Source organism: Faecalibacter macacae, assembly GCF_003687725.1.
Classification (GTDB): domain Bacteria; phylum Bacteroidota; class Bacteroidia; order Flavobacteriales; family Weeksellaceae; genus Empedobacter; species Empedobacter macacae.
The window spans coordinates 632-21059 of the sequence record NZ_RDOJ01000012.1; the positions used below are offsets into that span (position 1 = coordinate 632).

The 20428-nt window shown below is 29.4% G+C and carries 16 protein-coding genes; 7 read left to right on the plus strand and 9 right to left on the minus strand.

The features are described from left to right. The first annotated feature begins 1157 nt into the window (after positions 1-1157). The gene (locus tag EAH69_RS13950) at positions 1158-1334 is read left to right on the plus strand and encodes a hypothetical protein (protein ID WP_230466764.1); all 177 of its coding nucleotides are present in this window, start codon (positions 1158-1160) and stop codon (positions 1332-1334) included. Positions 1335-1372: 38 nt separating this feature from the next. On the opposite strand, the gene EAH69_RS09210 is transcribed toward EAH69_RS13950, so the two are convergent. The 4 genes from EAH69_RS09210 to holA all read right to left on the minus strand — a co-directional run bounded on the left by EAH69_RS09210 (position 1373) and on the right by holA (position 5462). Then, positions 1373-1957 (minus strand): GLPGLI family protein, encoded by a 585-nt coding sequence (locus EAH69_RS09210; protein ID WP_121934911.1) that lies wholly within the window; start codon positions 1955-1957, stop codon positions 1373-1375. 190 nt (positions 1958-2147) lie between these two features. Continuing rightward, positions 2148-3257, minus strand: a complete 1110-nt coding sequence (locus tag EAH69_RS09215; protein WP_121934912.1) for a TlpA family protein disulfide reductase — start codon at positions 3255-3257, stop codon at positions 2148-2150. A 154-nt stretch (positions 3258-3411) separates the two neighbouring features. Beyond that, complete coding sequence (trxB, locus tag EAH69_RS09220; RefSeq protein WP_121934913.1) at positions 3412-4356, minus strand: thioredoxin-disulfide reductase; 945 nt, start codon at positions 4354-4356, stop codon at positions 3412-3414. A 95-nt stretch (positions 4357-4451) separates the two neighbouring features. After that, positions 4452-5462: a DNA polymerase III subunit delta gene (gene holA, locus EAH69_RS09225; RefSeq protein WP_121934914.1), complete on the minus strand. Its 1011-nt coding sequence runs from the start codon at positions 5460-5462 to the stop codon at positions 4452-4454. Positions 5463-5465: 3 nt separating this feature from the next. On the opposite strand from holA, the gene EAH69_RS09230 reads away from it, so the two are divergent. Beyond that, positions 5466-5930: a type I restriction enzyme HsdR N-terminal domain-containing protein gene (locus tag EAH69_RS09230; protein ID WP_121934915.1), complete on the plus strand. Its 465-nt coding sequence runs from the start codon at positions 5466-5468 to the stop codon at positions 5928-5930. A 49-nt stretch (positions 5931-5979) separates the two neighbouring features. On the opposite strand, the gene EAH69_RS09235 is transcribed toward EAH69_RS09230, so the two are convergent. From EAH69_RS09235 to EAH69_RS09245, 3 genes are all read right to left on the minus strand, one after another. Further along, positions 5980-6615, minus strand: a complete 636-nt coding sequence (locus EAH69_RS09235) for a carbonic anhydrase (RefSeq protein WP_121934916.1) — start codon at positions 6613-6615, stop codon at positions 5980-5982. 48 nt (positions 6616-6663) lie between these two features. Continuing rightward, positions 6664-8208: a SulP family inorganic anion transporter gene (locus EAH69_RS09240; protein WP_121934917.1), complete on the minus strand. Its 1545-nt coding sequence runs from the start codon at positions 8206-8208 to the stop codon at positions 6664-6666. Positions 8209-8311: 103 nt separating this feature from the next. Then, positions 8312-8620 (minus strand): hypothetical protein, encoded by a 309-nt coding sequence (locus EAH69_RS09245; RefSeq protein WP_121934918.1) that lies wholly within the window; start codon positions 8618-8620, stop codon positions 8312-8314. Positions 8621-8915: 295 nt separating this feature from the next. On the opposite strand from EAH69_RS09245, the gene EAH69_RS09250 reads away from it, so the two are divergent. From EAH69_RS09250 to EAH69_RS09265, 4 genes are all read left to right on the plus strand, one after another. Then, positions 8916-9722: a hypothetical protein gene (locus tag EAH69_RS09250; protein ID WP_121934986.1), complete on the plus strand. Its 807-nt coding sequence runs from the start codon at positions 8916-8918 to the stop codon at positions 9720-9722. A 119-nt stretch (positions 9723-9841) separates the two neighbouring features. Next, positions 9842-11716: a S9 family peptidase gene (locus EAH69_RS09255; RefSeq protein ID WP_121934919.1), complete on the plus strand. Its 1875-nt coding sequence runs from the start codon at positions 9842-9844 to the stop codon at positions 11714-11716. Positions 11717-11875: 159 nt separating this feature from the next. Then, on the plus strand, positions 11876-12577 hold the full coding sequence (locus EAH69_RS09260) for a hypothetical protein (protein ID WP_121934920.1): 702 nt from the start codon (positions 11876-11878) through the stop codon (positions 12575-12577). A gap of 33 nt (positions 12578-12610) precedes the next feature. Then, positions 12611-14809: an ATP-binding protein gene (locus EAH69_RS09265; RefSeq protein ID WP_121934921.1), complete on the plus strand. Its 2199-nt coding sequence runs from the start codon at positions 12611-12613 to the stop codon at positions 14807-14809. Positions 14810-14828: 19 nt separating this feature from the next. On the opposite strand, the gene EAH69_RS09270 is transcribed toward EAH69_RS09265, so the two are convergent. Further along, entirely contained in the window at positions 14829-15560 is a 732-nt protein-coding gene (locus tag EAH69_RS09270; RefSeq protein ID WP_121934922.1) for a DUF4197 domain-containing protein, read from the minus strand. A 67-nt stretch (positions 15561-15627) separates the two neighbouring features. Continuing rightward, complete coding sequence (locus EAH69_RS09275; protein WP_121934923.1) at positions 15628-17214, minus strand: peptide chain release factor 3; 1587 nt, start codon at positions 17212-17214, stop codon at positions 15628-15630. A gap of 117 nt (positions 17215-17331) precedes the next feature. On the opposite strand from EAH69_RS09275, the gene EAH69_RS09280 reads away from it, so the two are divergent. Further along, positions 17332-20397, plus strand: a complete 3066-nt coding sequence (locus EAH69_RS09280) for a T9SS type B sorting domain-containing protein (RefSeq protein WP_121934924.1) — start codon at positions 17332-17334, stop codon at positions 20395-20397. Positions 20398-20428 lie beyond the last annotated feature (31 nt).

The window sequence follows — 20428 nt, forward strand, 5'->3', positions numbered from 1 at the left end:
CGGATGTTACGTATTACGTTGTAAGTTATACGTGTTTAGTTGTATTACGTAAAAAGTAGTATAATTATTAGAAAAATTACTTTTGTTCTAAGTTCTAACTTCTTTTGTAAAATATAAAGGGATTAGTGAATAACTAAAAGTGAAAAATGAAAAATTTATTTTTGTATTCACTATTCACTATTCACTATTCACTATTCACTATTCACTAACCTCGCCTTACGCCTTATCAATCATTCCTAATTCCTAAATCAGCATTAGAATTAATTATTAGCTTCTAATTTCTAGTATCTAATTTCTAACTTCGGTTTTCGTTATTTTGTATGAAGTAAAAAGTAAATTGATTAGAGCATAATGAATTTTGTTCTAAATCTTGATACTGCTTTTACACCCTATTTTCTATTTTATTTAAGGTATTAAATTATGATTGTATAACTTAGAAACTTAATATTTGACAATTTTATATATTTATATTTTAAAATTTAATTATATATATTAAAAGCCTATTCTACTTTTTTACATTTTTCACTTTTTTTGTAAATGCTCAGTTAATAAACGAAAAGATCCTTTCTTAAGAATCAATTAAAGGATTATCCTATATTTCAATTTATGCTGATGATAATAGTTATCTAACGACTACAGACAGTGTTGGGAATTTTTCATTTAATAAATCTGAAAATATTAATTATATTATTGTTGATGCTGTTGGATATGAAATAAAAAACATAAATTTAGCTAATAAGAATTTAGATGATTAAACTATAATATTAAAAGAAGAAATTATAGTATTAAATGAAGTTTCAATATTTAATAAATCTATAAAGAAAATAAAAGTTGGAAATTCAGGTGCTACAGTCCATGTAGATTTTAATCCAATTACTGATACAAATAGGATTAGAGAAATTGCAGTACGTTTATCAGTTAAAGATTCAGCGCAATTAGATAAAGTTAACTTAGGGTTCTCTAAATTACCACAATCAGGAAAAATAGCGTTTCGTTTAAGGATAAATGATGAGAAAGAAGGTAAACCTAATACTATTATTTCTAATGAAGATTTATTTTATGAAATTAATCAAGACGATTTAGATAATAATGTTTTCTCCATTTCTTTAAAAAAGAATAATATTATTTTAAAAGGAACTTTTTATATTTCTGTTGAAGTGTATAATGATACAGAAGAATCAATATGGTTTAGTGCTAGATTTTTAGGTAAAAATGGATATATGAGAAGAAATTATAAAGAATGGGATAAAATGCCTTTGAAATTATCTCCTTTTATTAATGCAGAATTATTACAACAAAAGAAAAAGTCAATTATTTTTTTATACAAAATATAATCCTCAAGTAAATTATTATTTTACTTGAGGATTTTTTATTATTTAGAAGTATCGACACCTTGATTTACGTCTTTATATCTTCGATTTAATTCTTCGATTTCGTCTATAAACTCTTTATCTGATACTATTTTTCCTTTTGTAGGTAAAGTAATACTTATCGGTTTATCTAATATTTTAATTTCTTTTAATGTGAATATAGCTTTAAAATCAGCTGTATTAAATTCTGCTTTTACAATTAATCCAGGTAAATTTGCAAATCGATAGGGGCCATCTCGATAAGGTAAATCGTTCGAATACCATACGACTAAATTTTGAAATTCATCATCTGTACCAGTAGCCTTTGTTACATTGTAGCCATTAATCGTAGTTTTTTCTTTGGTCAATTTCCAGTTGTAATCCGTTAATTGATCTTTGATGAAAAATGTTTTACCTCCAAATTCTCTTACATTGTAAAACTCATTCTTGTTATAATCTTTATATAGAGGATTGGCTTCTGATGCAACAATTTCTCGATAAATTAATCCATCGTTATTTTGCGAATTATTTAACTTAATTTCAGGCTTAAAACTCGACATTTCTCCATTACTTTCTAATTCAAAATTTACAAATATTCCTTTTTCAATTTCGGCTTTCGCTTATTCTTTATACGCAGAAAGAAGTTGCTCGATGATATCATTATTGAGAATAAATTCAGTCATGTAAATTGCTCATATATTTTCTTTTTTTGTTTGTGCAAAGCTAAATTGATATCCAATTACTAGAAGTGTAAATAAAAGTTGTTTCATCTGATTGGCGGTTTATTTTAAATTACTATTATTTAAGATTATTCGCTAAGAATTTTTCTAACTCTTCTAAACTAATATCTTTCAGAATGATTTTTCCTTCTTGATCGACTAAATAACTTGTCGGGAAAGATGTAATTTTATTGGCATTAGAAAATGTTCTATTTTCATCTAACGCATTCAACCAAGGTAATTCGTATTTCTCAATGACTTGTTTAGTTTGGTTAACATACTTGGTATGTTCGGCTGCTATTGCTTGTATTTCGAATCCTTTTGAATGATAAGTGCTATAAAGTTCTTTTAACTTTGGAAACGTTAGCAAACAAGGTTTACATGTTCCGAACCAAAAGTCTATTAATGTATATTTATTTTTAGAAAAATCTGCTTGATAAGTTTGTCCATCGAAAGATTTAAGAGTTTTCATTTCAGGAAATGTTTTTCCTTTTCCAAAAACTTTATTCTGATGAATATTTTGAATTAATACTGCGTATGGATAAGATTGTTTAATGATAGGATCAAACTGATTTAAAAGATCATCGTAAGTATAATCTTTATATGACTCGTATTTAGCGATGATTTTCCAAAGTGCAATTTCTGATTTTGGATTAGTATTGATATATGATTTTAATAAATCTATTTCTTCCAACCAATTTCTTTTATACCAATTATTCAAAGAATCTTGATCTGCTTTTGGTGTATCAAATTTATACTTCAAGAATAATTGACCTCGATAATCATTGTATGACTTCCATTCTCTTAAATTTTGTGCAAAGTGTTTTTCGTAAGTTACTCTTTCAGGAATATCATTTTTAATTGAGCTTTGAAAATTCTTTAATTTTAGATTTATTGGTTTATTCTTCAAATAAAATACTTCTGAAGATGCAGAAAAATTATCTATAAATGCTGTGTTTAATCGATAAGGAGAAGCGATATTTTGCTGATCAAATTTAATATTTAGTTGATTATTATTTGTGAAAGCAGAATCGAAAATAATAGCAGAGTAGTATTCTTTTGGCAATTCTCTATTGATATAAAATTTATCCCCATTTTGGATGCTATCATATGTAATTGTCAATTGAATTTTTTGTGCATTTAATATTCCGAAAGTAGAGAAGATAAATAGCGATAAGAAGTGTTTCATTGTATTAATTTTAATAAATGTAAACACATAGTTGAAATTTAATTTATCTTAAAATCAAGTTTAAAATTTAATTAACTAACCTTAACAATTTATTGTATAAAAAAAGCTCAACTAATAAAAGTTGAGCTTTACTATTTAAAATAGATTTTAAATCTTATCCTTCAAAGAATTCAGCAACGTATCGTTCTGCATCTAAAGCAGCAGCACAACCTGAACCCGCTGCAGAAATTGCCTGACGGTAAACAGAATCTTGCACATCGCCAGCAGCAAAAACTCCAGGAATATTAGTTGCATAAGAACGTCCTTGTGTAATTAAATAACCGGTTTCGTCCATGTCTAATTTACCTTTAAATAAATCTGTATTCGGTTTGTGACCAATCGCAATGAAAACTCCGTCAACGATCAATTCGTTTTCTTCGTTAGTTACGTTATTGATAATTTTAGCTTTTTCAACTACTTGATTACCATCTAAACCTAATAATTCGTGGTTATATAAAACCTCTAAATTTGGCGTATTAGCTACACGATCTTGCATTGCTTTAGAAGCACGCATTTCGTCTTTACGAACTAATAAATAAACTTTGTTACACAATTTAGCTAAGTAAGTTGCCTCTTCAGCAGCTGTATCACCACCACCAACAACTGCAACATCTTTACCGCGGTAAAAGAAACCATCACAAGTTGCACAAGCTGAAACTCCACTACCTGCATATTTTTTTTCGTCGTCTAAACCTAAATATTTAGCAGAAGCACCTGTAGAAATAATCACAGATTTCGTTTGGTATTCAGCTGTATTCGTTTTTACTGTGTGTACATCTCCGTTGTTTTCACCGAAAATAACTTCTGTAACATATTCGTATTGAATTTTAGTTCCGAATCTTTCCGCTTGTTTTTGTAAATCTGCCATTAATTCTGGACCAGTAATTCCGTTTGGATAACCTGGGAAATTATCTACCTCTGTAGTTGTAGTTAATTGTCCACCTGGCTCCATACCAGTTAAAACTAAAGGATTCATGTTTGCACGTGCAGCGTAAATCGCAGCTGTGTAACCAGCAGGTCCTGAACCAATGATAATTGTATCTAAAATATTTGAGCTCATATTATTATTTTTCTATTACAAATTTAAGTGATAAAATTAGGATTTTATCTATGTGAATATTGTTATTTATGATGATTTAATTCGTGAAATCGATTTTAGAAATTGATGATTTTATAAATCAATTCAACTAATAATTCTGATGAAGTTACGTTTCCTGACGAATTTACACCTTTTCCTTTCATATCATATTCTCTAATCAAAGAAATAATTCGAGTCGCTTTTTTTAAGGGATAATTATTGGCAGCAACTGCTAAGTCTTGCACAAAAAAAGGATTAATTCCGATTTCTTTTGCCACATTCGCTTTTGATTTATCCGTTAAAATATGATATTGAATGACGTTGGTAAACAATGAAAATATTACTGTCATTGTAACGACCATTGGATTGTCTTTTGGATTTTTCTCGAAATATTTAATGATTTTAAAAGCTTTTTCGATATTACGCGTTTCGATTGCCGAACGTAATTCGAAATTATTATATTCTTTACTGATTCCGATATGTTTTTCGATATCATCAACCGAAATGGTATGAGAATTTCCAACAATCGTTTTTAGTTTTTCTAACTCATTGTATAAACGAGATAAATCCGATCCAACATATTCAGCCAATAAGAATTTAGCTTTTTGATCAATTGTTTGTTGATTCGATTTAATTCGTTCATCAATCCAACCTGGAATTTCATTCGCGTATAAAGGTTTAAATTCGTGATAATATCTTTTGCTATTTAGCGTTTTGTAGATTTTAGTACGTTTATCTAACTTCTTACCTTTATAATTCAGCACTAAAACTGTTGAATCTTGGACTTGATTGGCGTAGGCATCTAAATCTTCAATCGATTTTGCTAAATGTTGTGCTTCTTTTACCAAAACAAAAGCTTTGTCGGCACCCATCGGATATTGCTTAGAAATAGCAATTACTTGGCTCATATCTACATCTTGTCCATAAATTATCGTTTGATTAAAACCTTTTTCTTCTTCGGTTAAAACATTTGCTTCTAAAGCTTCAGTTATTTGATCGATAAAGAAAGGTTCTTCGCCAGCAAGAAAGTAGATGGGTGAAAACTTTTTGTTTTTTATATCTTTGATTAAAGATTCTACAGCACTCATAAAATGACAGAATTAACGCAATTAAATTTTCCGGCAAATTACCAAATTCGAATGAGAAATGACCAAGATTCGAGTTATATCTTTTGCAGAATTCGAAAAACGTGGATGGTTTATACACCAGAAGAGTGGGTAAGGCAACATATTATTTTTTATTTGATTGATACCCTTGGTTATTCGGCTAGTAGCATTGCTTTGGAAGTTCCCGTAAACCAAACCGGAATGCGAAAAAGAGCAGATATTGTGGTTTATAAACAAGCGAAACCTTATATAATGGTTGAATGTAAACGACCATCGGTACAAATTACGCAACAAACTTTTGATCAAATTGCGCGTTATAATGGAATCATCGGAAGCGAATTATTAATGGTTTCAAATGGTTTAAATCATTATTATTGTGTGATGGATTATGAGAATAAGCGTTATCAATTTTTAAGAGAATTGCCACTAAATAAAAAAGCCACTTCGTAAGAAGTGGCTTAACTACATTTATAAAAATCGAATTTAATCGAAGATTATCTTATAACCAAGTTACAACTCCTGTTTCAACACAGTAGTTTGCACCAACGATTTTAATTTTACCTTCATCTTCAAGATTTCTTAAAGTTGAACTTTCTTCGCGAATAACTTCGATAGATTTTTTTACGTTACAAACGTTTAATCTTTCTAATAAATCAGCATTTTTAGAAGATCGATCTTCACCATCTTGAATAATCTCGTCGATGATTGGAGTAAAGTGATTAACTAAGTGACTTAAGTTATTCATTTCAGTAGTGTTAATTACTGCTGCATCTAAACCACCTTTTAATGCTCCACATTTAGAGTGACCAAGAACTACGATTACTTTTGCTCCAGCTACATTAGCTCCAAATTCCATAGAACCTAAGATATCTTGATTAACAAAGTTTCCAGCGATTCTTACAGAGAAAATATCTCCTAACCCTTGATCAAAAATTAATTCAGCAGAAGTACGGCTATCAATACAGCTTAATACAACAGCGAATGGCCATTGTCCTTCTCTTGTATCGTTTACTTGCTCTAATAAGTTTCTATTTACTTTTAAGTTACTTACAAATCTTTCATTACCTTCTTGTAAGAATTGTAATGCTTTCTCTGGAGTAATTGTAGATTGAGTTTCTGAAGTATGTGCTTTCATTATATTATATTTTATTGTGTTCAAAAAATGTTTGTTTTATTATTAATTTTAGTGTGCTCCAGCTACAATTGCGTAACCAAAGAATTCTCTAAATGACTGAGGATTATCAACGATACCTCTTTCCGAAATTAATCGAATATTAATGTTATTATTTTTCGCTTTAACTTTAAATTCATCAAAGTATTCAACGATATCATAATCTAAAATCTTTGTTTTACGTACATCAATTTCAAGGTTTGAACCTGGCTCTAATCTATCTAATTCTTTTACGATAGCACCACGATTAACAAATGTTACCTCTTCAGCTAAATTCATGTGGAAAACACTTCCTTCTTTCACTAACATTACGTGAGAATTATTGTAAGATTTTATTAATGAAACAACTACACCCACTATTAAACCAATTATAATACCTTTTAATAAATCTGTTGCTAAAATTGCAATAACAGTTACAGCGAAAGGAATTAATTGATCTTTTCCTAATTTTTTCATGTCTAAAAATTGTTTTGGATTACCTAATTTGTAACCAATAACCAATAAAATAGATGCTAAAACTGCATTAGGAATTAAGTTTAAGAACATTGGGATAGATACAATACTTACCAATAATAATACACCATGTAAGATTGTAGATAATTTTGATAAACCACCACTCATTGCATTTGCAGATGAACGAACAATTACTTGTGTAATAGGTAAACCACCGATTAAACCAGATAAAGAATTACCAACACCTTGCGCAATTAACTCACGGTTTGTAGGAGTTTGACGTTTTAATGGGTCAATTTTATCAGTTGCCTCAACAGATAATAAAGTTTCTAAAGATCCAACGACAGCAATTGTAAATGCTACTTGCCATACTAAAGGATTAGTTAAACCTGAAGCGAAATCTGGTAAAGTAAATTGACCTAAGAAATCAGTTACTGATTCTGGAACAGGAACTTTAACTAATAAATTGTGATCGATAGAGAATACCTCGTGGTTTGATTCACCAATAGTTATTTGGTATAAAATTCCAATACAAACAGCAACTAAAGATCCAGGTAATAATTTAAAGAAAGCAGATTTTTTTCCTAAAACATTATCCCAAACAATTAAAATAAATAATGAAATTGCTGTAATAACGATAGCTCCTGTGGTAATTTTATCAAAAGAAAAATTTAATAGATCAAATTTTTCAGTATAACCAAAAGCTAATGGAATTTGTTTTAAAAAGATAGAAATACCAATTGCGCATAACATACCTTTAATTACTGATGAAGGGAAGTAATATCCAATAACACCAGCTTTTAATATTCCCAATAAAATTTGAAAAATACCAGCTAATACGACAGCAACAAGAAATAATTCGTATGCTCCTAAGTCTGTAATAGCATTAAGTACAATAACAACTAAACCAGCTGCAGGTCCCGATACTCCGATTGGAGATTTAGATAAAAAACCGATTACAATACCACCGATTACACCAGCAATAATACCTGAAAATACAGGTGCTCCACTGGCTAAGGCTACACCAAGACATAATGGTAGAGCCACGAAAAAAACAACAATACTCGCAGGTATGTCTTTTTTCCAAGTTTTAAAAAGATCCATAAGATGAATTAAATTATTTAAAATTAAAATGTTTGAATACAGCAACCTTATTCTGAGCCATTTCTAGCTAGAACATAGTTGTAAATTCGAAATATCGTTAACGTTAAATAACCTCCGGAGGCGGAGTGATAAGGCTCGGCTTTAAAAGCGAGTATAGATCTAAGTGATAGAATACTTGATCTTTGGTAAGTTTTGTGTTTTCAGTAAATTTGAAGCAATAGTTTACTTCTTCATTAATCTTTTCAAGAATTTCAAACATTGTTGAACCTTGATTTTCGTTTTCTTCTGAAGAATTTGTATTTGTATAGGTGTTTGATTTATCATCATCATCTTCTGATAAATCTAATACACAGCTATTTTTTTGAATTTTATCAGCGTAATCTACATAACCAGCAAATCCTCTGATGCTCATCGAAAAGATTAAGATCAGGGAAAAGAAAATGCTGTAGAAATGTTTTGTTACTTTTAAATTCATAGCGGAGCAAAAATAAGAGAATAGATGACAAAATAAAAAAAACTAATGTAAAATTTATGAAAACTTTATCTCTTTTCGCCATTTATAAAATCTAAAATTATGTTTTTAAACTGATTAAAAATATTAATAAATATGATAAACATTTTGAATTTTCAACTTGAAATTAGGAAAACAAGCAATAAATTTGCACAAAATTTATATTTTGAAAGTATATATAGCATTATTAATAGGGATGTTTAGTGTTTTTGCACTAGGACAAGGAAAAGAAAATAAAGGTAAATTTTATGTTTACTGGGGATGGAATAATGGGCAATACTCTAAATCAGATATTAGATTTAAGGGAGATAATTACGACTTTACTTTAGACAATGTAGTTGCTCATGATCGTCAATCAGATTTTGGTTTAAAATTCATTAATCCTGCTGAAATGACAATTCCTCAATACAATTTTAGATTAGGATATTTTTTCCATGATAATTGGAACATTTCATTTGGTATTGATCACATGAAATATGTAATGGATCAAAATCAATTTGCTAAAATGAATGGTTATATCAATAATGGTTCTGAATTTGATGGTTCATATTCTAATCATGATATGCAATTAACTGAAGATTTCCTAAAATTTGAACATACAGATGGTTTAAATTATGCGAATATCGAAATTCGTCGTTTTGATAATTTAGTTCATTTCCCAATTTCAAAAAATGGAAAAGGAATAGATGTTAATTTAACAGAAGGTATCGGTGGTGGTATTTTGTATCCAAAAACAAATACGACTTTAATGGGACAAGATCGTTATGATGAGTTTCATTTATCTGGTTTTGGAGTAGGAGCGATGGTAGGTATTAACTTCACTTTCTGGGATTATTTCTTTATTCAAGCAGAGTTAAAAGGTGGATATATTGATATGGATGATATTCGTACTACAAGTTCAAAATCTGATAAAGCACAACAAGATTTCTTTTATTCTCAGCAAAACATTGTTTTCGGAGCAATTATTCCTGTATTTACACCAAAGAAGCAAATTAACTTTTAATAGAAGTTTTTAGATAGATCATATAAAAAGTCATTACAATAAGTAGTGGCTTTTTTATTTTCGATTGGTATTATTAAAAATGAAAAGGGTACATTTACCATAGAATACGTTGAATTATTATGAATAGATTTTCTTTTTTAGTAGCAAGTTTAATTTTGTCTACTTCGGCTATGGCTCAAAAAGTGATGACACCAGAGTTATTATGGCAAGTAAAAAAAGTTTCGCCAGTTGGTGTAACAAAGGATAAAAAAAATGTAGTTTATAAAGTAACTTCTACAAACGTAAAAACGCAAGAAGATACAACTAAGACTTATATTATTTCTTTAGCAGGTGGTAAAGCATCTGAAATAAAAGAATATAAGAATTTAATTGAAGATACTTCAGTTTCTAAAAATGGATTAAAAGCTGAAACTGAAGAAGTAAAACTTCAGAAAGTTTTTGGGCAAGATTATTATCCAGAAATGGACAAATCAAATGTTCAGATTTATAACGAATTAAATTATAGACATTGGGATACTTGGAACGATGGTAAATACGAGCATTTATTTGTTACAAATTCAAATGAAAAATTAGATATTTTAAAGGATCAACCATATAGCGTTAGCGAATATGTTTGGACACCTGATGGATCTAAAATTTTATACGTTTCTAAAAAGAAATTTGGTGTTGATTACGCAACTAGTACAAATACTGATATTTACGAATATAATTTAGCTACAAAAGAAACTAAAAATATAACAGAAGGAAAAATGGGTTATGATAACACACCAAGTTTTTCTTCTCAAGGCGATTTAGCTTTTTTATCGATGGAGCGTGATGGCTACGAAGCTGATAAAAATGACTTAATCGTTCGCAAAGGTGATATTGAAATTAATTTAACTAAGAATTGGGACGGAACTGTTGGAGGTTATAAATGGGCTGAAGATGGTAAGAAAATCTATTTCAATGCTGCAGTTGGCGGAACAATGCAATTATTTGAAGTTGATGTAAATTTCAAAACAAAAAAAATACCTTCAGTTAAACAAATTACAAAAGGTCAATTTGATATTGCGGGTCTGTATTCAATAGTAGGAGATAAAGCTATTGTATCTAAAACGGATATGAATCATGCCGCTGAAATTTATTCAGTTGATTTAAAATCAGGAGCTTTAACTCAATTAACTAACGAGAATAAGGAATTATTTGATTCTATTGCTAAAAGTAAAGTAGAGGCGCGTACAATTAAAACAACAGACGGAAAAGATATGTTGGCGTGGGTGATTTATCCACCAGATTTTGATCCAACTAAAAAATATCCAACTTTATTATACTGTCAAGGTGGTCCACAATCTGCCTTAACTCAATATTATTCTACACGTTGGAATTTCCAATTGATGGCTGCGCAAGGTTATATCGTAATTGCTCCAAATCGTCGTGGTATGCCTGGACATGGAGTAGAATGGAACGAGCAAATTTCTAAAGATTGGGGTGGACAAGTAATGCAAGATTACTTAGCAGCTATCGACGATTTATCTAAAGAGTCTTATGTAGATAAAGATCGTTTAGGAGCTATTGGAGCATCTTATGGAGGATATTCAGTTTATTACTTAGCTGGAATTCACGAAGGTCGTTTCAAATCATTTATTTCTCACAACGGAGTATTTAACTTAAAATCTATGTACGGAACAACAGAAGAAGTTTTCTTTACAAATTGGGATGCAGGTGGTGCTTATTGGGAAACTGATAATAAAGTAGCTCAGAAAACATATTCTCAATTCGACCCAAGTAATCCAGCTTTATTAAATAAATGGAATACGCCAATGTTAGTTTATATTGGAGGAAAAGATTACCGTGTACCAATGGGACAAGGACAAGAGGCTTTTCAAGTTTTACAATTAAAAGGAATTAAATCAAGAATGGTTTATTTCCCTGAAGAAAATCACTGGATCTTAAAACCTCAAAATTCAGTGATTTGGCATACAGAGTTTTATAAATGGTTAAAGGAAACTTTATAATATAATAAATCTAAAGCGAGTAATTTTACTCGCTTTTTTAATTTATTGATTTTTAGATAATTGAATTTTTAAAAGTAGATTAGTTATTATATTCTTACTTGTTTTTTTGTATTGTATAATTAAAGGTCGTAAATTCAGACTTGGAATAAAATCCGTATTATGAGTAAAGAGAATAACAAAATATATTTCAGTAATAGCCCATTTATCAACGGACATAAAGTGGTAGATTTTGTTTGGAATGCACGATTAGATGAGAATTATAACATCGTAATGGATCTTCATCTTGAATCAGATCAATACGATGAAGAAGATGAATATGCAGATATTATAGAAGAAATTGATGATGTTTCTGATGAGATGACTGAAAAGTCACATTGGATTAATTATGACCACTGTGTTTTGTCAAGTACTTTCTGGGCAAACAAAGGAATTCCAATTGCATCGGATGCAGACAAATTAGATTTTGCTAATTTAAATAATCAGACTTTTTTATTAGACACTTTACCAATTGATTTATCAAATCCAGAAGAAGATTTTGCATTCGGAATTTCAATGTTAGGAAAAGACGTTGTTGTAAATAATGAAATTACTTTTTTAGATACAGAAGAATTTGGAGTTTTTGATATAAAATGGAAAGGTAAAGTGGTTAACACTTATGTAGGCGAAAATATTATCGATTACGATTTTTATGTTTATATGAAAAGAATCAAATTTGGTGGAATTAAAATTGATTCAAGCTTGAAATCAGAAGAAGTTTTCAAATTCTTTAATTCTAAATTAGTTAATATTGATGAATTTGAATTAATAGAAACAGAAGAAAACTCACTTGAAGATTATATACTACGACTTAAAATGAAATAATACTTAATCTAATTCTAATACCTAAACGAATTAATGAATAATCTAAAATTTCAAACCTGCGAGGATGAGCCGATTCATTTTTTAAATGAAATAAACGATTTAGGATACGTTATTGGCGTTGATGTTACTTCATTTGAAATTAAATTCGTGTCTGAGAATATCACAGAGATTTTAAACAATCAATATTCACTTGATCAGATTTTAGGTTCTGAATTAAATGATTTATTTCAATTCGATATAGATTTTACTTCAATACATCATAGAAAAGAAGGAAATTACCAAAAAGAATACTATTCAATCAATGGTAAAAGTTATTTTGTGATTGTTTATCATTACCAAAATAACTTTTACATTGAATTGGAAGAAGATATAGATCCAGATTTCCGACCTTCATTTGATGTTTATGCTGAAAATATTTTGTTTTCAAATACAATAAAGGAAAACTGGCAAAAATTAATATCATCCATTAAATCTATTATAGGATATAACCGTGTTTTAGTTTACAAATTCTTAGAAGATGGAAGTGGAGTTTGTATTGCGGAGGAAGTAGACGAAGGATTTAAAAGTTATTTAGGTCTACATTTTCCTGAATTTGATATTCCTTCACAAGCAAGGTCACTTTATTTAAAAAAAAGAAATAGATTGGTTTCTGATATTGATGGAAAAAGAGTCCAATTAGTATCAAAAAATAATGAATCTATCGATCTGACTCATTCAGAATTTAGAGCTTTATCCAAAGTACATTTACAATACTTGCGAAATTTTAATGCTAAAGCAAGTTTTTCAGTATCACTTGTTGTTAATGGTAAACTTTGGGGATTAGTTGCTTGTCATAACGAAAAGCCAAAACATATTCCAATCAATCTACGTTTACAATGTTTAGCATTAACAAAGTTATCTCGCGTTTCTTTTGTTAATTTTAAATATGAAAAAGAAATAAAATTCAAACAAGAATTTAATTCTTTGCTAGTTCGTCTTAAAGAGACACTTCTAATTGAAGACGATTATGAAAAGATCATCAATAATTTTGACGGAATGCTAAAATTCTCAAAAGCAGATGGTGTTGCTTTTGTAAAAGATGGTAAAATTTATAGTTATGGAGATGTACCATCTAATGAAGAGATTTTAGTAATTAGACGTTGGGCTAAAGAAAATAAAGAGCTAGAATTATATGTATCAAATACGTTTTATAAAGATTTTGAATCTGAATTAAATATAGGTCCAAAAGCGGCAGGTGTTATCTTTAAATTTCTAAATAAAGACAATGGTAGCTTTTTAATTTGGACGAAAAAAGAAATGGAGAAAGCAATTGATTGGGCTGGAAATCCGAAAAAATTAAAATCTCATATTTCTGTTTATGATGGTATAAATAGTATAGAGCCAAGAAATGATTTTTCTCTTTGGCACGAAATTTCAAATAAAGAATCAAAAAGTTGGAAAAAGAAAGAAATTGAAGTTATTAAAGAAATTGTGACTTTAATTTTAGAAACTTCATTAACTAAATCGTTTAAAATTGCTGATTTGTACAATCAATTAAAAAATGTAAACGAAGAGTTAGATGCATTTTCATATACAATTTCTCATGATTTAAGAACACCATTAGCTGTAATGAAGTTGAATTGTCAAATGTTACAACGTTCTTTAGAAAAAGAGAATTTAAATTATGATCGATTAAAAAATGTGATTTTAGAAATTGATAATTTAACTGAAATGATGGAAGAAATTTTGTTATTGAGTAAAATGAAAAAATCTGAAATTGTATTGCAAGAAATTAATTGTGATGAATTAATAAATAGGATTGTTTACGAATCTAAAATTTATAATAATTTACCTAATACAGAAGTTGTATTAAATAATTTACATAATGTTTTTGCAGATAAAACGATGGCTTATGAAATCTTTTTGAATGTGATAAATAATGCAATTAAATACTCTTCTAAAGCTGATAAACCAAGAGTTGAAATTAGCTCGGAATCGGAAAAAGACTTTATTACTTATAAAATAAAGGATAACGGAATTGGAATAAAAGAATCGGATAGAGAGAAAATGTTTAAATTATTTTCTCGAATGAGTAATACTGATGGATTTCGAGGAAGTGGCGTAGGGTTGTCTATTGTTTATCGTATGATGGCAAGATTAGACGGAACGATAGAATATACAAGTAAAGAAAATATAGGTACAGAATTTATTATGAAATTCAAAATACCAACATTAAAAAAGGGAATCAATTGATTCCCTTTTTTAATTGAAATTATTTTTTGTCTTGTAAAGCAAATACTTGTTTTAATAAGTCTGTAGAACGTTGGGCAGAGTTATTTCTAATACCAGCTTCTTTTTCAGCAACCATATTAAAAACACCTTTTACAGCTTGTTCTGTAACGTAGCCATTTAAATCTGGGTTAATATTTTTTCCAGCTATAGCATTATATTTTGTAATAATTTGGCTCCAAACTTTATCAGCACCAACTTTCCCTAAAGAATTAGCAACTTTTGGTTGAAAAGCAGCAGTTAATTGTGATGTAGTTTTTTGTTGTAAGTAATTTGTAGCAGCATTATCACCACCCATCAAAATTCCAGTTGCGTCTTGGAAAGACATTCCAGTAATCGCAGATTTGAAGATAGGAGCAGCTTCAGTAACTGCATCTCCAGCAGCTTCGTTTAATAAATTTAAACCTTTATCAGCTAAACTTCCTAATCCAACACTACGTAAAGTTTTTTCTACACCTTGTAATTCTTCAGGTAATAAAATCTTGGCTAACGCATTATTTTTAAAACCATCTTTCTGACCAAGTTTTAAAATTCCTTCAGATAAACCTAAGTTTAAAGCTTCTTTTAATCCAGATGAAATCTGAGCGTTTGAAATTCCATTTAATCCACCAACCTGATTGATCATTCCAGAAATTTGTGAAGCAGTTTGTAACTCAGCACACCCTGAGAATAAAAATAGTCCAGATAGTAAAAGTGGTAAGTATATTTTTTTCATAGTTATTATAAATAAAATTGACTAATAGCAAAAAACGAACCCTAAAGTAGGGTTCGTTATAAATATTTTAAAATTCACTTACAAAGTGTAGTTTCACTGAAGGGAATTTTTCTTGTGTCATTTGAATTGTGAAAGCAGAATCTGCTAAGAAAACCAATTGGTTATATTTATCACGAGCTAAATAACGTTGTTTTACACGTTTAAATTCTCTGAATTCTTCTGTGTTTTCGTCTTCAACCTCAACCCAACAAGCTTTGTGTACAGAAAATGGTTCGTAAGTAGCTTTTGCTCCATATTCATGCTCTAAACGATATTGAATTACTTCATACTGTAATGCACCAACTGTACCGATAACTTTACGGTTATTCATTTCTAATGTAAATAACTGCGCAACACCTTCGTCCATTAATTGGTCGATACCTTTTTCTAATTGCTTAGCTTTCATTGGATCAGCATTGTTGATGTAACGGAAATGTTCCGGAGAGAATGCAGGAATTCCTTTGAAATTGAATTTTTCACCAGCAGTTAATGTATCACCAATACGGAAGTTACCTGTATCATGTAAACCTACAATATCACCAGCAAATGATTCATCTACTACTTCTTTTTTGTCTGCGAAGAACGCATTAGGAGAAGCAAATTTCATCGATTTTCCGTTTCTTACGTGTAAGTAATTTGTATTACGTTCAAATTTTCCAGAAACGATCTTTACGAACGCTAAACGGTCACGGTGTTTAGGATCCATATTCGCGTGAATTTTGAATACGAAACCAGAGAATTTATTTTCGTATGGCTCTATAATTCTTACGTCAGTCTCTTTAGATTGTGGAGTAGGAGCGATATCTACGAAAGCGTTTAATAATTCGCGAACTCCAAAATTATTTAATGCAGAACCAAAGAATACAGGTTGTAAATTACCTTTCATGTATTCTTCGTTATCAAATTCTGGGTAAACTCCGTTAACTAAATCTAATTCGTTACGTAAGTTTTCAGCATAATCTGTTCCGATTAAAGTATCTAAATCTGGACTAGCTAAATCTTCAATTTGTGTAGTTTCAGAAATTTTTTGTTTGTTATCTCCTGTAAAGATGTTGATGTTTTTCTCCCAAATGTTATAAATACCTTTGAAAGTTGCACCAATACCAATTGGCCAAGATAATGGAGTTACAGATAAACCTAATTTAGTTTCTACTTCGTCCATTAAGTCGAAAGCGTCTTTACCTTCACGGTCCATTTTGTTAATGAATACTAACATAGGAATGTTACGCATACGACAAACTTCAACTAATTTGATTGTTTGTTCCTCAACCCCTTTCGCAACGTCGATTACAACAATTGCTGAATCTACTGCTGTTAAAGTTCGATAAGTATCCTCTGCGAAATCCTTGTGCCCAGGAGTATCTAAGATGTTAATCTTTTTACCTTTATATTCGAATGCTAAAACAGAAGTAGCTACCGAGATACCACGTTGACGCTCGATCTCCATGAAATCGGAAGTTGCACCTTTTTTAATTTTATTACTTTTTACGGCTCCCGCTTCTTGGATAGCTCCACCAAATAATAATAATTTTTCTGTTAAAGTTGTTTTTCCGGCATCAGGATGGGCAATGATACCAAAAGTTTTACGTTTATTTATTTCTTGTTCTAAAGACATTCTTTACAATTTTCAGATTGCAAAGATAATTTTTTCTATACGATTATTAAAGTCTGAATAGAAACATTTCTTTTACAATTAATAATTAATGATATTTACAAATATTAAACCTAGTAGATGAAAAATATATACAGCTTTATACTTGCCTTGCTTTTATTTGTGACTGTTCAAGCACAGAATTACCCTAAGATTACACCTTTAGAAGGTGGTTTATTTTTTGAAGATTTACATTTAGATTATTACCCTATAAATGGAATAAAGCCAAAATCGAATTGTACAATATCCCATTCTGAAACTAGATTCAAATATTTTTCATATAAGGCAAATTATAATATGGCTTTTGCTTTTGATCTAATCTCAGCAGATCCAAGTTTTAGTTTTTATGTTTGGAAACTTGAAAAAGATAAACTTCCAGAAAGTATTTTTGAAGATAAGACAACAATAACATCACATAGATCAGTTGAAGGTGATGCTTCGACTAAAGGATTAAAAGAAGATGATGCGCAAATTTGTGAAAGTTATACTGTATCAAATAGAAATGGCTATGCAAAAGGATTTCATGGGGCTGAACAGTTATTGGAAGGTGAAACTATTGTAATAGCTGTTTACGGAAATACAATTGAAAATCCATTTGCCATCAAAATTAATGTCGCTGAAGAACGTACATTAAATAACTTTAATAATAAATGTGATACAGAAGGATATACTTTTGATGAAATTATAACTGCTGTGACTTCACATTCAGGTTCATCGAATGTTACGTTATATCAAGATCAAAGTTTTCAGACAATTTTACCTGTTGGAAGTACTGTTGCAACGGAGCAAACAATTTATGCACAAGTAAAAGATGCTTCAGGCAAATTAATTTACATTTATACAATTCCGATTTCGTTCAAACCTAATTATTTATTCTTTTTTAATAGTGCAAGTTACGAAGTCTGTGGGCCACAATTTACTATAAATTATGATCAAATTATTCGTGATAATGTTACAAATCATGGTGATGTAAATGATTTCGTGATTGAATATATTGAACTAAATGGTAGGAGATATGCAGATGGAGAAGTAATTTCTTTATCTGATCATTTTACACGTATTTATGGGAAAGTAAAATACGTTGGAAATAGCGGTTGTGAAACATCTTCGACTTTCGATTTTTCAGTTCGAAATATCAAATATATTACTGATCGTAATCCAATTATAGAAACGTGTAATCCAACTTTTAAGATTGACAAACTTAATTTAAGACTTTTAACACAAGTGATAAATGACGAAGATTATGATATCAAATTTTATTTACCAAATGGCACAGAAGTTTTTGATGGTGATAATGTTACTATTAATGGAGATCAACTTGTATTGAATTATATTCCTGTTCATTATGCGATAGGTTGTATTGGGACAACTGGTACAATTACGATTAATAAAACATCTACATTGCCAATTTTAGATGCAAATTTAACAGCTTGTTTAGTTGATTTAAATCAAGAATTAATTGATCAGAAAATAGCAGAAATCAAAAATGGAACGACAGCGAATTTAACGTTCTATTATCAAGGAAGTTTAATTCAATACAACGAACTTTTATCTACAATTCGTAGCAATAGAAATGGTACGATTGAAGTGAGAGTAGAGGAAGGTTGCCCAACAACAAGACAATTTAATTTTAATATCAAAGAAAGTTCAATTGCTTTAAATAGAGAAATAATTATAATACAAGAATTTTGTGTTGAAGCTTCATCTATAATTAATTATACTAATCAAGATTTAAAACAGATTGCATTACAAAATATTTTGAATGCTGGGTCTATTTCTACTTATGATTTTAAGTTTTATGATGAATCTAATGTTGAGATTACATCAGTTAATAATTTACAAGCTGAGAGGAGAATTAAGGTTGTATTAAAATTAAATTCGGAGGATTGTACAGTTGAATTTACTATTGAATTAATACGTGTAAATAAATTAGAAATTAATAATTCATCACGTGAACTTACAGCAAGTTGTGATAATACAATTATTTTCACTCGCGAATCATTAATTGAATTATTTGGTAATGAAGTCGCAAATTATCAAACGAGTGTTTCATTAAATCAAGTATATCCAATTGCTTTTGGTTCGGCTAATCAAGCTACATTTTCAATTGATTTTTATGAAGATGTTAATTGTGTAACAACAAAAGAAGTAATAATTAATCGTGGATCTGAATTAAACGTTGATTTAAATTCAATTCAACAAGAAATTACAAATAATCCATTTAGATTTTGTGGAACAATAGATTCTACAGAATTGCAAAATTATTTGGATGGATATATTTCAAGAATTTTAATTGCTAATCCAAATTTACAAACAGAGCAAACTGTCGCACAATATGTACAAGCGATAATTGCAAATAATGGGGTGGTTTCTGTAAAGTTTTTAGATCCGAATCAATGTGGAACAAAAGAAGTTGAATTTAAATATTCTGCTTATCCGATGTTAGAGTTAGATATCGACCAAAATGTATTTACATGTACAGGACAGTTGTATGTTTTAGATTTATCAACTTATACAATTGCTCGCGTTTTTGATCAAAATGGAACTGAGATTTTTGGAGTTAGAAATCAATTTTCTTTAGCTGTAGGAAATTACATAGTTGAGGTTGAAAATGAATTTGGTTGTATTACTCAAAAATCATTAATAGTTACTACATCCCCAGAACCAACTATTGAAGAAATTATCTTAAATTTAGATTCTATTGAAATCATTGCGCATGGAAATGGAGGGATTTTAGAATATTCTTTAGATGGTAAAATATGGCAATCATCAAATAAATTTTTAGGTATTCAGAAAGGTAAATCATACACTATTTATGTAAGAGAAAATGGATGTGCTTTAATTTCAATTTCTGATATAGTTTATTTAAATTTACCTAATTTTATTTCTCCAAATGGAGATGGAATTAATGATAATTGGCGTCCTATTGGTGTTAATACTAATTTTAATGTTAGAATTCAGATTTTTAATCGTTACGGTAAAATAGTTTATACCGCTGAGGGAGAAAATGTATTAAATTGGAATGGTACAATTAATAATCGTCCATTAAATTCTGATTCTTATTGGTATATTATTGAGTATATTGATAACAAAGCAGTGATTAAATTAAAATATCAAGGATATATTACAATAAAATCTAATAAGTAGTCAAAAAATTAATTATTATTTATAATTAACA

What these genes read in the sequence shown, in the direction of transcription:
- EAH69_RS09255 (WP_121934919.1), top strand. Translation starts at nt 9,842, where the DNA reads ATGAATAGATTTTCTTTTTTAGTAGCAAGTTTAATTTTGTCTACTTCG.
- EAH69_RS09275 (WP_121934923.1), bottom strand. Translation starts at nt 17,214, where the DNA reads ATGTCTTTAGAACAAGAAATAAATAAACGTAAAACTTTTGGTATCATT.
- EAH69_RS09250 (WP_121934986.1), top strand. Translation starts at nt 8,916, where the DNA reads ATGTTTAGTGTTTTTGCACTAGGACAAGGAAAAGAAAATAAAGGTAAA.
- holA (WP_121934914.1), bottom strand. Translation starts at nt 5,462, where the DNA reads ATGAGTGCTGTAGAATCTTTAATCAAAGATATAAAAAACAAAAAGTTT.
- trxB (WP_121934913.1), bottom strand. Translation starts at nt 4,356, where the DNA reads ATGAGCTCAAATATTTTAGATACAATTATCATTGGTTCAGGACCTGCT.
- EAH69_RS09270 (WP_121934922.1), bottom strand. Translation starts at nt 15,560, where the DNA reads ATGAAAAAAATATACTTACCACTTTTACTATCTGGACTATTTTTATTC.
- EAH69_RS09215 (WP_121934912.1), bottom strand. Translation starts at nt 3,257, where the DNA reads ATGAAACACTTCTTATCGCTATTTATCTTCTCTACTTTCGGAATATTA.
- EAH69_RS09260 (WP_121934920.1), top strand. Translation starts at nt 11,876, where the DNA reads ATGAGTAAAGAGAATAACAAAATATATTTCAGTAATAGCCCATTTATC.
- EAH69_RS09235 (WP_121934916.1), bottom strand. Translation starts at nt 6,615, where the DNA reads ATGAAAGCACATACTTCAGAAACTCAATCTACAATTACTCCAGAGAAA.
- EAH69_RS09280 (WP_121934924.1), top strand. Translation starts at nt 17,332, where the DNA reads ATGAAAAATATATACAGCTTTATACTTGCCTTGCTTTTATTTGTGACT.
- EAH69_RS09240 (WP_121934917.1), bottom strand. Translation starts at nt 8,208, where the DNA reads ATGGATCTTTTTAAAACTTGGAAAAAAGACATACCTGCGAGTATTGTT.
- EAH69_RS09265 (WP_121934921.1), top strand. Translation starts at nt 12,611, where the DNA reads ATGAATAATCTAAAATTTCAAACCTGCGAGGATGAGCCGATTCATTTT.
- EAH69_RS09230 (WP_121934915.1), top strand. Translation starts at nt 5,466, where the DNA reads ATGACAGAATTAACGCAATTAAATTTTCCGGCAAATTACCAAATTCGA.
- EAH69_RS09245 (WP_121934918.1), bottom strand. Translation starts at nt 8,620, where the DNA reads ATGAGCATCAGAGGATTTGCTGGTTATGTAGATTACGCTGATAAAATT.